Source organism: Pseudomonas putida (genome assembly GCF_001941965.1).
Classification (GTDB): domain Bacteria; phylum Pseudomonadota; class Gammaproteobacteria; order Pseudomonadales; family Pseudomonadaceae; genus Aquipseudomonas; species Aquipseudomonas putida_L.
Genome location: NZ_MKZO01000011.1, coordinates 116284 through 130152, shown reverse-complemented (window position 1 = coordinate 130152; position 13869 = coordinate 116284). Strand labels below are relative to the sequence as shown.

Here is a 13869-nt window from a genome sequence, read left to right as displayed (position 1 = left end):
TCACCGCCAGCCCAGCTAGACCGCCTGATTGAGCGGCAGAGGCCTGGTCATCGCCCGACGGCCATGGCGGCTGGCTGCTTCGGGGGGCTTGCCTTGGGCAGGGCTGCAGCTTAGGTTGATGACATTGCTACACACTCTACCTATCCAGCATAGAAAACAACAAACTATCTTTGACCGAACAACCTGCAATATTTGGATCACCCTATATTGACGACTCCGGCCTTCTAATCAGCGTCATGCATGACGGCCCATTCTCACATATTGAAAAATACAATATTACCTCTAGCAGACCGTATCGCGTAGAATCACGAACTCCTATAAACCACGATCTCGAAAAAGTCGTAACCTACGATCAGGATGGTTTGAAGACTGGGATATCTATCAAACTACTGGGATCGAACATCGATGCAAAAGCATGCATAACTTCTAAAAGCCACTTTCATGCTTCGCCTGATGAGGGAAAGAAAAAGTCGTATTTAATAGAGGGTGACACAGTCCTTCTACGAGATGCGACCAAAAACGGCAAATGGTTTAACGTCTTTTACCCGCCGAGCAAGAGCAGCGGATGGATTCAGGAAAATCATTTAACAATAGACTGTTTGTCCACCGGAGCTATTCTAGGAGCACCTTTGGAACAAGAACACCTTCTGTCCTCATTACTAAGTGCAGACGGCAAACAATCGTACAAAACCGCCTTGCCTACGGACATCCTCGAGGAGGCGCGCAACAGTGTCCTGAAGGACCTGGACGATGATGGAATACCTGAGGTTCTGGTACCGTTAACTGCTAACGCTGTTAACGCATGCGTAGCAGCTTTCAGATATGCACCAACCACAAAGGATTTACAGCAGATCGATTTCGCTGGGGGCGCTCTATGCAGCCCATCCAGAAAAGGACGTTTTCTCATAAGTAAGTACCGTAGCGAGGGGCGCTGGATAGAAGATATTTACGCCATTGAAAATAGAGAATTCAAAATCGTGATTAGCGATAGCTGCCTCGACTGCAACTGGGTTTTCAGGAAAGAATACCGTAACGACACTCTCATTGACAGCTACTTAGTCAGCAACGCACCAAGCTTCAAAAATAGATCAAAATTACTAGGCGCTATCTCAGCAGCGAGCACCATCATCTATAAAGCCCCTGACAAAAACACTTCCTCCAATTTTTCCTTGAGACAAGGCGACACCATATCAATTAAAAACATCGAAAATCGTGATGATCAGTATTTCGTTGAAATTGAAAGTAGCGACACTCAAAAAATCATCGGCGGCTGGATTGAATGCGAAGCTTTGGTTGAGTGCGACTCCTTATAGGTTACGTTAAAACAGGCCCTTACCATAGAAAATTGAGGCACCCACACAACATAGGGAAAACCCAGTGAAGAAAACGGTAGCACTTCTCACAAGTATTTTTTTCATCAGCAGCGCCACGGGGGCTGCGCTAGACTACTCGACACTCGATAGTGCCGACTCTCAACGAGTCGGAGAAATGGTGATACGATATATGACAAGTCTTGACAGCCCATGTCTGTATATAGAAATCCTTGATCCACGATCACCATGGAAAGTAGTACAACAAAAAGAAATATGCACAATCCACCATAAAAACCTCAATACTGATTTTTCCTACGCCGGCTTCTCAAAGATAAAATTCAATAGTGACAGCATTCAAGCTCTGCTAACCCTGATTCCTCTTCGAGCCATCTTCGAGGACAATTTAAAATGCAGTATTGCGCTGACAGACCATTCCATTGGAGATCTCCAATGCGAGGCCGGTCGCGAGGATCAGTACTAACTCGAAACTTACTCTGAGGTATGAAATGGAAAAAATGTGCTACTTGGCAATCGGCTTACTGCTGTCCTGCCCACAAGTCTTAGCTGGCGAAACAAAAACCACACATATAGATAACGAAGGGCTAACCTCAAATAACGAGATCACTACGAGTCACTACCAAGACGTCATAGGCGAATGGTACGGCTTTTCTAGAGAGCTTATCTCCATCAATGGAGAAATCGGGCTCATTGCACTTGGAAGGGGCGAATACTATTTCACTCTGACCACACAAAAAAACCGGACCCTAATAGACTGCATCTACGTCAACGAGCGCAACAAGCAGAACGGAGCAGGCATATCTGTTGGTCTATGCAACTCGAACCTAAACCTTGACCAAACATACATTGAGGCAGCGCAATACCAATCAAACATCTTCGGAGAGTCAATTTACTCATTCGACACATCACCTGTAAGCAGAGGTCTGAAATCCAAATTTCTCCTAGGGAAAATTGGGAAAGTTGAAATATACGACTCCTATGAATCAGAGAACGATCTGATGAAGTCAAGCCCACGCAAATATATTAGATCAGCCGATGGCTGCCTATCCATGAAGGATACCACTGCATTCCTTGTGTTTATGGCTCCGAACAACACCACCCCCTCCTATCTTGACGTGGTCACCAGCCATTCACCCATGACAATCAAACGATTTGACGAGTCGGATTTAATAAAAATGGCGACAGAGAAATGCGGTTAAATTTTTTAGCAACGAACGGCTCGTGCGGGAGCATCATACAACCCTGTGGGGCACAAGCAAGGCCACTACTTTCACCGACAACTACGAACGGGGTCACCATTGCCGGGTCGTGGTAAGAGCAAGAGACGACGCAGCCGCCTTCGTCGCCAGTGATGGTGAAATACAGGGCGCCTCCCTGAGCAATGCACTGAGAATGCTGCCTAGCGAAGGACACCGAGGAACCGATCTGGAGCTCGCCAGCTGGATACTGTCAGGCTCGTCGTGTCGCCGATGACCGACAGAAACCGGGGAGTCATCGACTCCCCTACCCTTCACCTCATTCCACAACCCCCACCGGATACACAAACGCATTCACGTCATAAAACGGCGTGCGCTGGTAGAACCAGTTCAACCGTGCCTTCGGATCCGCCGCAAACCCGGCATCATCCTTCAGCTTCTTCTCGAACTCGGCCTTCAGCGCCCCGTCCTCCTCCAGCATCTTGCGCGCCATCGGTTCCATCACGTATTCCTCCGGCTCCTCGGCCACCACCAGGGTCGAGTTGAAGAAGCCCCAGGACCAGAACGAATCCGGGCTTTCCGGTTGCAGCAGGTTGATCGCCAACACGCCCAGCGGCTGGTCGGTATCGATCACCACCGAGCCTGCGGGGAAAGTTTGCAGCCGTTCGAATGGCTTGCCGGTGCCACTGACCAGCAGATGCCCTTCATACCCCGGAATCTCGTTGCTTTGTGCCCGGTCCGGCTCGAAGCCGCCGGCCACTTTCACGTCGTCCATACGATAGAGCTTCACCGCCACCGCCGTCGGCTTGTCGAGGGTGCGCATGGCGATGCCGTGGGCCTTGAGCCGGGCGATCACGTCGCGCCATTGCGCCGGGACGATGTACTGCTTCGGTCGCTTCACCACCAGGTCCGGCAAGGTATTGCCGGTGACCGGGACTTCGAGGTTCTTCGGCTGGTTGCTCCAGACAATCGTCTTGGCCCCGGTGATCGGCGACTCCTCGTAGCGGTAGTCACCCACGGTGAAGGGTACGGTCTGCGGCTCTCCGGCTTTCCAGGTGAGGATCACGTCCTTCTGCGCGGCGAGCCGGGCGCGGTCCTTGTCGATGGCGGTACGCAGGGACGCAGCCTGCTCGCCTATGACCTGGAACATTGCCTTGAGCATCACGTAGTTGCCGAGCACCTGGGTCTGGTACGGGTGCAAGGCGTGCTGCTCGATGAGGATCGAGGGCACATTGCGGATATCGCCGTACTGGTTGGAGAAGCGTGCCAGGTCGGTGCGGTACGGGTAGTAGCCCTGGGTCGGGTCCTGGTTGTCGTTGAAGCTGATGCATTCATTGACCACGTGCCCTTCGTTCTGCAGGGCCTGGTACACCGGGGTGCGCATGACCTGGTCCATCCACGCGCTGCTGGCCGGCGACCAGCCGTTGCCGTTGTGGCAGTAGGAGCTGTCGTAGGGGTACATGGCGCCGTCGGTGGAATGGGTGTCGGCGAAGAAGCTCAGTTCGTAGTGGTTGAAGACCCAGGCGACGTTACGGATCTCGGCGCTGTCGAGCTTGGTGAAGTCGCGGTTGAGGTTGTAGTTCAGGCCGTTGACCCGCCAGCCGGCGATATCCGGGCCGTTCTGGTTGATCCGCCCGTAGGCGCTGCGGCGTATATCGCCGTCGATATTGACCGTGGGGATGAACAGGATATTGACCCGCTCCAGCAGCGCGGCCAGGGGCTTGTCGCCGGCGGTCATGTCGCGCAGGAGCATGAACATGGCGTCCTTGCCATTGGACTCGCCGGGGTGGATCTCGGCCTCGACGAAGATCGTCGGCTTACCGGACTTCTTCAGGCCGGCCGGGGATTTGTCCTTGGACAGGGACACCACGGCCAGCACCATCGGGTGGCCTTCGGCGCTCTTTTCCGGCAGCTCGCTCAAGGCGACCTTGCCACCCGAGGCCGCAGCGAGCTTGCGCAGCCAGGCACGGGTTTCCTCGTAGGTGCTGGTGCGCTTGAAGTCGCTGGCCTCGGCCACGGTGATCAGCGGATTGCCGGGCTTGGCGATATAGCGGGTGCTGGTGATCTGCTGTTCGAACATCGCCGGCAGGATGCGCTGCCTGGCCGCCTCCGGGTACTGGCTGTCGTCGATATAGGCCGGGGCCGAGGGCAATGCGGCCAGGGCGGACTGGCCGGCGCCGAGCAGCAGAGCGGTGAAAAACAGCCTGGAATGCTTCATGGGGAGTTCCTTCTCACGCGGGAACTGGCAACCTTAGAACACATTGCCAAAGGTTACGAGGGACGAATCAGCCATGTTGCACAACCTGTTCGAGGGCATCGCCGAGGCGGCGGTGGAGGAGCGTTTCGATGATCTGCTGAAGCGGCCGGGGCTGCGGATCGAGCGGATCGTGTCCACCGGGCAGTGCAGCCCGGAAGGGTTCTGGTATGACCAGGCGGAGGGGGAATTCGTGCTGGTGCTGACCGGGTCGGCGGGGTTGCGGCTGGAGGGTGAGGACGAGGTGCGGGTGTTGGGGCCGGGGGATTTCGTGGATATTCCGGCGGGGTGCAGGCATCGGGTGGAGTGGACGGATGCGGGGCAGCCGACTGTGTGGCTGGCTGTGTTTTATGCGGTGAGCTGACGGGCCCTATCGCTGGCAAGCCAGCTCCCACAAGGAGCGCGTGCACCGCGAAACCTGTGGGAGCTGGCTTGCCAGCGATGAGGCCCGAAAGAGCGAAGCAGGACTCAGACGGCCCGCAACATCCCCCGATCCACAATAAAGTCGATCAACGTCTGCAACCCATGCCCGGTCTTCAGGTTGGTGAAGGCCCAGGGCCGTTCCGGCCGCATGCGCTTGGTGTCACTCTCCATCACTTCCAGCGAAGCCCCGACATAAGGCGCCAGGTCGATCTTGTTGATCACCAGGAAGTCCGATTTGGTAATCCCCGGCCCGCCCTTGCGCGGGATCTTCTCGCCTTCGGCGACATCGATCACGTACACGGTGAGGTCCGCCAGCTCCGGGCTGAAGGTGGCGCTTAGGTTGTCGCCACCACTCTCGACGAAGATCACTTCAAGGTTGCCGAACTTGCGCGCCAGCGCTTCCACCGCCGCCAGGTTCATCGAGGCATCCTCGCGGATCGCGGTGTGCGGGCAGCCGCCGGTTTCCACGCCGACGATACGGTCAGGCTCCAGGGCGCCGGCCTCGGTGAGGATGCGCTGATCTTCCTTGGTGTAGATGTCGTTGGTCACCACGGCGATTTCATAGTGATCGCGCATGGCCTTGCACAGGGCTTCGAGCAGCGCGGTCTTGCCGGACCCGACCGGGCCGCCGACACCAACGCGCAGGGGTTGCTTGTAGCTTTGCATAGGGAATTCCTCAGGAGCGGAACAATCGGGTGTATTGGGTTTCGTGACGGGCCGAGGCGATCGCCAGCAACGGCAGGCCGCCACCCAGTTCTTCGTCAGGCAGCGCCAGGGCACGCTCGAGCACGGCGGACAGGTCTTCGGAAAGGTCGCGCAGCAGGCTTTGCGCCGCCTGCTGGCCGAACGGCACCAGCTTGACCCCGGCCATCACCGCGCCTTCCAGCCAGCTGAAACCATGCCCCAGCAGCAGGTCACGCAGCGGGATACCCCAGTGCGCCGCCAGCCAGGCCATGCCACCCAGTTGGGTCAGCTCCAGGCTGGTGCGCCATTCCGGTGCCTGGCCCAACTGCCAGCCATCGAGCATCCGCGCCAGGGCAGCGCCACGCTGACGTTCCTCGGTGCGCAACTCGGCGGTTTCGCGGTTGGCCAGAAGGAAACGGTTCCAGTGGGCGAACGCTTCGGCATCATCGGCCTCGCAAGCCCGGTACAGGCGCACCAGCAACGGCCAGTCGAGATAGCCGAGGGTGTCGTCGATCTGCTGCCGTTGCCAGGCGCGAAAGCCTTCCGCGCCCTTGACCCAGCCCGCCTCCACTGCCCACTCCAGGCCCTGCGAGTAGGTGAAGCCACCCACCGGCAGGCCAGGACTGGCCAGTTGCAGCAAACGCAGGAGCTTCAGGTCGCTGTTCATCAGCCCGCCAGCAGCATCGCCGCGCCGGCCAGCAGGCCGCCGCCGAAGGCCTGTTGCAGGCGGGTGTGGCGGCGCAGCACGCAGCCCAGGGCAAAACCGGCCACCAGCAGCAGGCCACTGACGGTGACGAAGCCGGCGCTGAACACCCAGAACGCGCCCGGGCTGGCCTCGACGCCATGGGCCCAGCCATGGAACAGGGCGAACAGCGGCATCACCAGCGACAGCAGGACCTGGCGACGCGGCACCAGCAGCGCCGCAGCGGCCACCAGCAGCGAACCGAGGATCATCTGCTCCATGCCGATCACCCCGCCGACCAGGTGACCGAGCACCGCCCCGCCGAACATCGCGGCCAGGGTCAGGGCTGGCAGGGTCAGGCGGCTGCGGGTCAGGGCGGCGAGCACGCCGGTGCCGAGCAGCATCAGCAGATGGTCGATGCCGGTCAGCGGGTGCAGCAGGCCGTCCTGCAGCGGGTTGGCGTCATGGCCGGGGTGGGCGAACGCGGGGACGGCGACCAGCAGCAGGGCCAGGGCGAGAAACTTCTTCATGAGGAACTCCTTGTTGTAATTCACAGCGCCTGCGCAGGCAGGCGGACGAACAGGTGATCGGAATGGTTATGGCTGTGCGGGGCGCTCTGGTAGGCGCCGGCCTCGGGCTCGAACGGTGCTTGCTCGACCGTGACTTCCAGGCCGAAGCCGCGGACCATGTCGTCCAGCACGTAGTCATGCTGGTAGCGCAGGAAACCCGCCTCGACCTGCAGCGGCACATGGCGGTTGCCCAGGTGGTAGGCGGTGCGTGCCAGGGCCAGCCCGTCGGCACAGCGCACGGTGGACACCTCCTCGGCAGCGGCGATGACGCGGATCACCTCCCCGCCCGCCTCGTCCGTCAGCAGCTCGCCGCCACGGATCAACTGGCCGCGCTCGAGCATCAGCCCGGCATCGCGACCGTCGTCGAGGGTGATGCGCACGCGGCTCTTGATCCGGGTATCCAGGCTCAGGGTGGCGGTGGCCGTCACGGCGCCCTCGCTCACCTTGCGGGTCAACAGAATCATGCGGTTCTCCTTGCTCAAAACAGAAAATAACGCTGGGCCATCGGCAGAATCGTGGCCGGCTCGCACACCAGCAGCTCGCCGTCGGCGCGCACCTGGTAGGTCTGCGAATCCACTTCGATATTCGGCATCAGGCCGTTGTGCAGCATGTCGCCCTTGCGCACCGTGCGGCAGCCATGGGCCAGGCCGATCAGGCTGCGCAGGCCGAGTTGCTCGTGCACGCCACGCTCCAGCGCCTCGCGGGAGAGGAAGGTCATCCGCGTGGCATGCCGCGCCGCGCCGAGGGCGCCGAACATCGGGCGGTAATGCACCGGTTGCGGGGTCGGAATGGAGCCGTTGATATCGCCCATCGGCGCCGTGGCGATCATCCCGCCCTTGACCACCAGGGCCGGCTTGACCCCGAAGAAAGCCGGAGCCCAGAGCACCAGGTCGGCCAGCTTGCCGGCCTCCAGCGAACCGACTTCATGGGCGATGCCATGGGTCAGCGCCGGGTTGATGGTGTACTTGGCGATATAGCGCTTGACCCGGGTGTTGTCGCTGTACGACGAATCCCCGGCCAGCGGGCCGCGACGCAGCTTCATCTGGTGCGCCACCTGCCAGGTGCGCAGCACCACCTCGCCGACCCGGCCCATGGCCTGGGAGTCCGAGGAGGTCATGGCGAAGGCGCCGAGGTCGTGGAGGATGTCCTCGGCGGCGATGGTCTCGCGGCGGATGCGCGACTCGGCGAAGGCCACGTCCTCGGCGATGCTGGTGTCCAGGTGATGACAGACCATCAGCATGTCGAGGTGCTCGTCGACGGTGTTCACCGTGTACGGCAAGGTCGGGTTGGTCGAGGACGGCAGCACGTTGGCGAAGCTCGCCGCGCGGATGATGTCCGGCGCATGCCCACCGCCCGCACCCTCGGTATGGAAGGTGTGGATGGTGCGATCGCCGATGGCCGCCAGGGTGTCCTCGATGCAGCCGGACTCGTTGAGGGTGTCGGTATGGATCGCCACCTGCACGTCCATTTCCTCGGCCACGCCCAGGCAGCAGTCGATGGCCGCCGGGGTCGAGCCCCAGTCCTCGTGCAGCTTGAGGCCCACGGCACCGGCGGCGATCTGCTCGCGCAGGGCCTCGGGGCGGGACGCGTTGCCCTTGCCCAGCAAGCCGATATTGATTGGCAACTCGTCGGCGGCCTGGAGCATGCGCGCCAGGTACCAGGTGCCGGAGGTGCAGGTGGTGGCGTTGGTGCCGGTGGCCGGCCCGGTGCCGCCACCAATGAAGGTGGTGATGCCCGAGGTCAGCGCCTCCTCCACCTGCTGCGGGCAGATGAAGTGGATGTGCGAGTCGATACCGCCCGCCGTGACGATCTTGCCCTCGGCGGCGATCACCTCGGTGCCCGGGCCGACCGGCAGGGTCACGCCGGGCTGCACATCGGGGTTGCCGGCCTTGCCGATGCCGAAGATACGGCCGTTCTTCACGCCGATGTCGGCCTTGACGATGCCCCAGTGATCGATGATCAGGGCGTTGGTCAGCACCAGGTCCATGGCCTCGGCGGCGAGCATCTGGCCCTGGCCCATGCCGTCGCGGATCACCTTGCCGCCGCCGAACTTGACCTCTTCGCCGTAGATCGTGAAGTCCTTCTCCACCTCCACCCACAGCTCGGTATCGGCCAGGCGCACGCGGTCGCCGACGGTGGGGCCGAACATGTCGGCGTAGGCCCTGCGGGAAATCCGGCTCATGCGCCCGCCTCCAGCTTGCCCATGACCTTGCCCTGGAAGCCGTAGACCTCGCGTTTGCCTACGTAGGGCACCAGGGTCACGCTGCGCGACTGGCCCGGCTCGAAGCGCACGGCGGTGCCGGCGGGGATGTCGAGACGGAAGCCTCGGGTGGCTTCGCGCTCGAACACCAGGGTGTCGTTGACTTCGTAGAAGTGATAATGCGAGCCCACCTGCACCGGCCGGTCGCCATGGTTGGCAACGCTGACGCTGATCGTCTCGCGGCCGGCGTTCAGCTCGATATCGCCGCTGGCGGCGACCTGTACTTCTCCTGGAATCATCCTGCGCTCCTAGACGATCGGGTCATGGACGGTGACCAGCTTGGTCCCGTCGGGAAAGGTCGCTTCGACCTGGACGTCATGGATCATCTCCGCCACGCCTTCCATCACCTCGTCGCGACCGAGCACTTCGCGGCCAAGGTTCATCAGTTCGGCGACGGTGCGACCATCACGGGCGCCCTCCATCACCGCTGCGCTGATCAGCGCCACCGCTTCCGGGTAGTTGAGCTTCAGGCCGCGGTCGCGACGGCGCTCGGCGAGCAGCGCGGCGGTGAACAGCAGCAGTTTGTCTTTCTCTCTCGGGGTCAGCTCCATGGTCGCTCTCTTCAGGTGGCCCAGATCCGTGGCGGGCACGGCGCCAGGCCGATGATGGCCGGACGCAGCGCGCACCACAGGCGCAGCAGTGTGGATTGGAGGCGCTGGTTGTCGTGGTCAAGCAAACGGACTACCAGCAGGTGTCCCAGCAGGGTTGCCCCGGCGGGGACGGCAAGATGCTCGATAAGGGTGCGTGCCTGTTCCAGCAGCTCGGGCGTGGCCGGGGCGGCGCAGAAGGTGGCTTGCAGCGGGTAGCCGGCGAGCTTGTGCAGGCTGTCGCCGTCGATGCGCAGGCGTTCCTGCAGGCCCGGGTCGTCGGGCATGTCGATCTGCAGGCGGCTGTCTACCGCGCCGTGGCTGAAGCTCTCGTTCATCACCGGACGGCCCAGGCACAGGGTTTCCCAGGCCAGCAGGCGGGCGCCGGGGGCCAGGGAGAAGCGGTTTTCCAGGCGGGCACGGGCGCCGGGGAAGCAGATATTGCCGTGGGGCAGCCACTCCAGGGTGCTGCCTTCGGCCAGATGGAAATGCTGCTTGAGCACCGAAACGGGGCCGGCGCTGCGGTAGAACTTGGTCGCGCCGGGCATGGTCAGCAGCGCGTGGGTGTCGGGGTCCAGGTGCACATCGAGGGTCAGGCGGTCGCCGCCGACCACGCCGCCCGGGGGATGCAGCACATACACATGGCAGGGCGCGCCCTCGGGGTAGAACGGCCTCTGCACCAAAAGAGGTCCGAAATGTCGACGCGCACCAATACAGGTCCTCCCGTTGCGCTGGACAAAGCGCAATTTCAGCTCGGCGCTCCAGCCTGCGGTGTCATCCGCCGGTGCGAGCAGTTCGGGTAGGGACATTGTGACGCTTCCGATAAACGCCGCGTTTACTGGGAAAACTCTGTCATCCCGGGACTACGCGGCTGATTAAGACTGTCTGCGCAAGCCTTGTAGTTGGCGGGTTTGCGCGGACCTGATCGATCGATCAGTAATCGATGGAAGCTGTAAAAGCATATTGCGGGCCAGAATGGCGCATGTAGGGGATTTCTTGCGGGGGATGTGCACTGGGATGGGGATGGACGCAGAATTTGTTGTGTTCTTCAGGGCCCAATCGCTGGCAAGCCAGCTCCCACAGGGTCCTCCGCCGGTCATCAATTCCGGGTACGACCCGGTCACTGTGGGAGCTGGCTTGCCAGCGATTGGCCCGATCAGACACCATCACTGCCCGCGCCGGCCTCATCGCCGGCAACGCCGGCTCCCACAGGGTTGCGGGTCAGCCGCTGAAGTTGTGCCCGACGCGGACCTTGTGGGAGCTGGCGTTGCCAGCGATAGGGCCCCGAAATTCACCGCTGAAACTTGGCCTGTGCCACCAACCCTTTCACATACTCCGTCCCCGGCCGATCCAACACCTCGCCACTCCCGCCCTCCTCGATGATCCGCCCGTCCTTGACCACCACGATCCGGTCGGCGATCGCCCTGACCACCCCCAGGTCATGGGTGACGAACACCAGGGTCATCCCCTCCCCCTGCAACTCCCGCAACAACGCGAGGATCGCCGCCTGCACCGAGACATCCAGCGCCGAGGTCACCTCGTCGCAGATCAGCACCTCGGGCTCGCACACCAGCGCCCGGGCAATCGCCACGCGCTGGCGCTCGCCGCCGGACAGGTGGTGGGGATATTTCGCCGCCGTTTCCGCCGGCAACGCCACCCGCGCCAGCGCCGCCTCGATCCTTGCCCGGCAAGCTGCGCCCTTGAGACCGAAGAAATGCTCCAGCGGTGCCTGCAGGCACTCGCCCACGGTCTGCCGCGGATTCAGCGCCCGATAAGGGTTCTGGAAGATGTACTGGATGCGGTGTCGGGTCGCCGCGTCGCGTTTGCGCGCTATCAGGCTCAAAGGTTGCCCGTCGAAGCTCAACGCCCCGACACCGCCATCACCCAGGCCGGCCAGGGTCCGCGCCAGGCTGGTCTTGCCCGACCCCGACTCCCCCACCACCGCCAGGCATTCACCGCGATACACATCCAGGGACAAATCGAACAGCACCTGCCGGTCATAGCTCAGGTTCAGCCCGCGCAGCTCCAGCAACGCCTTGCGCTCCTGCTGTACGACCGGCAACGGAATCACCTCTTCCTCCGGCACCACCGTCAGTTGCGGATGCAGGCAAGCCACCTGCTGTAATCCATCCAACCCCTGCAAAGCCGGCTCGATAGCCGAACACGCCGCACTGCGTCGCGGGCAACGGGGCGCGAACGCGCAACCCGCAGGCCGCTGCCCCGGCGCCGGCGCATGCCCGGCAATCGCTCGCAGCACCCGCTGCCGACCCACCTCGGGAATCGCCGCGAGCAAACCGAGGGTGTACGGATGCCCCGGCCGCGAGAACAGCCGCTCACGACTGGCAACCTCGACGATGCGCCCGGCGTACATGACCATCACCCGGTCCACCAGGTCCTTGATCACCCCAAGGTCGTGGGACACATACACCGCCGCCACGCCCTGCTCCTTGCACAGCCGGCGCACGGTGGCGAGGATATGCGCCCGGGTGCCGACATCCAGCGCGGTGGTCGGCTCGTCCAGCACGATCAGCTTCGGCCGCAATACGAACGACAGCGCCAGCATCACCCGCTGCTGCTGACCACCGGACAGTTGATGCGGGAAGCGTCGCAGGAATTCCCGCTCTCCCGGCAGCCCGACATCCGCTAGCGTCTGCTGCAGACGCTGCTCCCGCGCACTGCGATCCAGCCCCGGTTCATGGGCCTGCAAGGTCTCCAGCAACAGCTTGCCGATACGGATCGCCGGGTTCAGGGCCAGTGCCGGGTCCTGGGCGACATAGCCGATCAGGCCGCCCCGGGCCCGGCGCAAGGCATCACCTTCAAGGGCCAGCAGATCGGTCCCCGCCACCCTCACCCGCCCGCCATTGATCCGCGCACCCCGCCGGGCATGGGCGAGCAAAGCGGTGGCCAGGGTGGTCTTGCCCGAACCGGATTCACCGACTAGGCCGAGGATCTCCCCCGGCGCCAGGCTGAAATCGATGTGCTCGATTACATCGGCGCCGCTGTCCAGTTCGACCCGCAAGCCCTCGACCTGCAGCGCCTCGGGGGTGGAAAGAACGAATGCATTCATGAGCGCGCTCCCGCGCTGTACCGGGCAATGCCTTCGGCCAGCAGATTGGTGCCATAGGCAAACACCGCGATCAGCAGCGCCGGGGCCAGCACGGCCCAGGGCTGGATCAGCAGGCCGGCCTGGTTTTCATTGATCATCAGGCCCCAGTCCGCCGCCGGAGGAGCGACACCGTAGCCAAGGAAACTCAGGCCCGAGAGCATGCCGATGCCCCAGGTGAGCATATTGCCGAAGTGCACCAGCAGCGGCGTCAGCACATTGGGCAGAATCTCCCGCAGTAGAATCCGCGTGCGCGAGAAGCCCATCATCTGCGCCGCCTCGACGAACTCCTGGCTGGCCACCGACACCGCGCTACCCCGGGCCAGACGGATCACCCCGGGGGTGAAGGCAATCGCCACGGTCAACACGATCAGCCACGGCTGACGCCCGAGCATGGAGACGATCAGCAGCACCAGGATCAGGTCCGGGAACGCCAGCCAGACATCCGCCAGCCAGGTGATTGCCTGGTCCAGGCGCTGGCGCGAAAGCCCGGCGAGCATGCCCAGCACGCTGCCGACGACCAGCGCCAGCGCGGCAGCAGCCACCGACATCCAGAGGATCGACAACCCACCCGCCAGCAGGCGCGACAGCACATCGTGGCCGAGGAAGTCATGCCCCAGCGGCGCGCCGGCCATAGGCCCGCCATAGATGCCACCGAGCATGTCGGTCGGCGCATGGGGTGCCAGCCAGGGCCCAAGCAGGGCCAGCAGGACCACCGCCAGGGTCACCAGGGCACCCCGGCGGATCGAGGGTTCACGCCAGAATCGAGCGCTGAACATG

General features: G+C 62.2%; 15 protein-coding genes. 4 read left to right on the top strand and 11 right to left on the bottom strand.

What is annotated here, in order from left to right; translation table 11 throughout:
* The first annotated feature begins 170 nt into the window (after positions 1–170).
* The 3 genes from PSEMO_RS32775 (at position 171) to PSEMO_RS07010 (ending at position 2804) form a co-directional block, all read left to right on the top strand.
* Positions 171–1313 (top strand): hypothetical protein, encoded by a 1143-nt coding sequence (locus tag PSEMO_RS32775; RefSeq protein ID WP_144443551.1) that lies wholly within the window; start codon positions 171–173, stop codon positions 1311–1313.
* Positions 1314–1750: 437 nt separating this feature from the next.
* Entirely contained in the window at positions 1751–2530 is a 780-nt protein-coding gene (locus PSEMO_RS07015) for a hypothetical protein (RefSeq protein ID WP_144443550.1), read from the top strand.
* A gap of 22 nt (positions 2531–2552) precedes the next feature.
* Positions 2553–2804, top strand: a complete 252-nt coding sequence (locus PSEMO_RS07010) for a DUF2388 domain-containing protein (RefSeq protein WP_075802411.1) — start codon at positions 2553–2555, stop codon at positions 2802–2804.
* Between the two features lie 42 nt (positions 2805–2846).
* On the opposite strand, the gene PSEMO_RS07005 is transcribed toward PSEMO_RS07010, so the two are convergent.
* The gene (locus PSEMO_RS07005; protein ID WP_075802410.1) at positions 2847–4745 is read right to left on the bottom strand and encodes a M14 family metallopeptidase; all 1899 of its coding nucleotides are present in this window, start codon (positions 4743–4745) and stop codon (positions 2847–2849) included.
* A 73-nt stretch (positions 4746–4818) separates the two neighbouring features.
* Between PSEMO_RS07005 and PSEMO_RS07000 the strand changes: the two genes are divergently transcribed.
* A complete protein-coding gene (locus PSEMO_RS07000) occupies positions 4819–5145 on the top strand; it encodes a cupin domain-containing protein (RefSeq protein ID WP_075802409.1) in 327 nt (108 codons plus the stop codon).
* A 104-nt stretch (positions 5146–5249) separates the two neighbouring features.
* Here PSEMO_RS07000 and ureG read toward each other — a convergent pair whose 3' ends face one another.
* The 10 genes from ureG to PSEMO_RS06950 all read right to left on the bottom strand — a co-directional run bounded on the left by ureG (position 5250) and on the right by PSEMO_RS06950 (position 13868).
* Complete coding sequence (gene ureG, locus PSEMO_RS06995) at positions 5250–5870, bottom strand: urease accessory protein UreG (protein WP_075802408.1); 621 nt, start codon at positions 5868–5870, stop codon at positions 5250–5252.
* A 10-nt stretch (positions 5871–5880) separates the two neighbouring features.
* Positions 5881–6555 (bottom strand): urease accessory protein UreF, encoded by a 675-nt coding sequence (locus PSEMO_RS06990; protein WP_075802407.1) that lies wholly within the window; start codon positions 6553–6555, stop codon positions 5881–5883.
* Positions 6555–7100, bottom strand: coding sequence for a HupE/UreJ family protein (locus tag PSEMO_RS06985; protein ID WP_075802406.1), 546 nt, complete (start codon positions 7098–7100; stop codon positions 6555–6557). The genes PSEMO_RS06990 and PSEMO_RS06985 overlap by 1 nt, the downstream gene beginning before the upstream one ends.
* 20 nt (positions 7101–7120) lie before the next feature.
* On the bottom strand, positions 7121–7603 hold the full coding sequence (gene ureE / locus PSEMO_RS06980; protein ID WP_075802405.1) for an urease accessory protein UreE: 483 nt from the start codon (positions 7601–7603) through the stop codon (positions 7121–7123).
* A 14-nt stretch (positions 7604–7617) separates the two neighbouring features.
* Entirely contained in the window at positions 7618–9321 is a 1704-nt protein-coding gene (gene ureC, locus PSEMO_RS06975; RefSeq protein WP_075802404.1) for an urease subunit alpha, read from the bottom strand.
* Entirely contained in the window at positions 9318–9638 is a 321-nt protein-coding gene (locus tag PSEMO_RS06970; RefSeq protein WP_075802403.1) for an urease subunit beta, read from the bottom strand. Before PSEMO_RS06970 ends, ureC begins: the two co-directional genes overlap by 4 nt.
* 9 nt (positions 9639–9647) lie before the next feature.
* The gene (locus PSEMO_RS06965; RefSeq protein ID WP_075802402.1) at positions 9648–9950 is read right to left on the bottom strand and encodes an urease subunit gamma; all 303 of its coding nucleotides are present in this window, start codon (positions 9948–9950) and stop codon (positions 9648–9650) included.
* Positions 9951–9961: 11 nt separating this feature from the next.
* Positions 9962–10795 (bottom strand): urease accessory protein UreD, encoded by an 834-nt coding sequence (locus tag PSEMO_RS06960; RefSeq protein WP_075802401.1) that lies wholly within the window; start codon positions 10793–10795, stop codon positions 9962–9964.
* 482 nt (positions 10796–11277) lie between these two features.
* Positions 11278–13053, bottom strand: a complete 1776-nt coding sequence (locus tag PSEMO_RS06955; RefSeq protein WP_075802400.1) for a dipeptide ABC transporter ATP-binding protein — start codon at positions 13051–13053, stop codon at positions 11278–11280.
* Positions 13050–13868 carry an ABC transporter permease gene (locus PSEMO_RS06950; protein ID WP_075802399.1) on the bottom strand — a complete coding sequence of 273 codons (819 nt, stop codon included), beginning with the start codon at positions 13866–13868 and terminating at the stop codon, positions 13050–13052. Before PSEMO_RS06950 ends, PSEMO_RS06955 begins: the two co-directional genes overlap by 4 nt.
* Position 13869 lies beyond the last annotated feature (1 nt).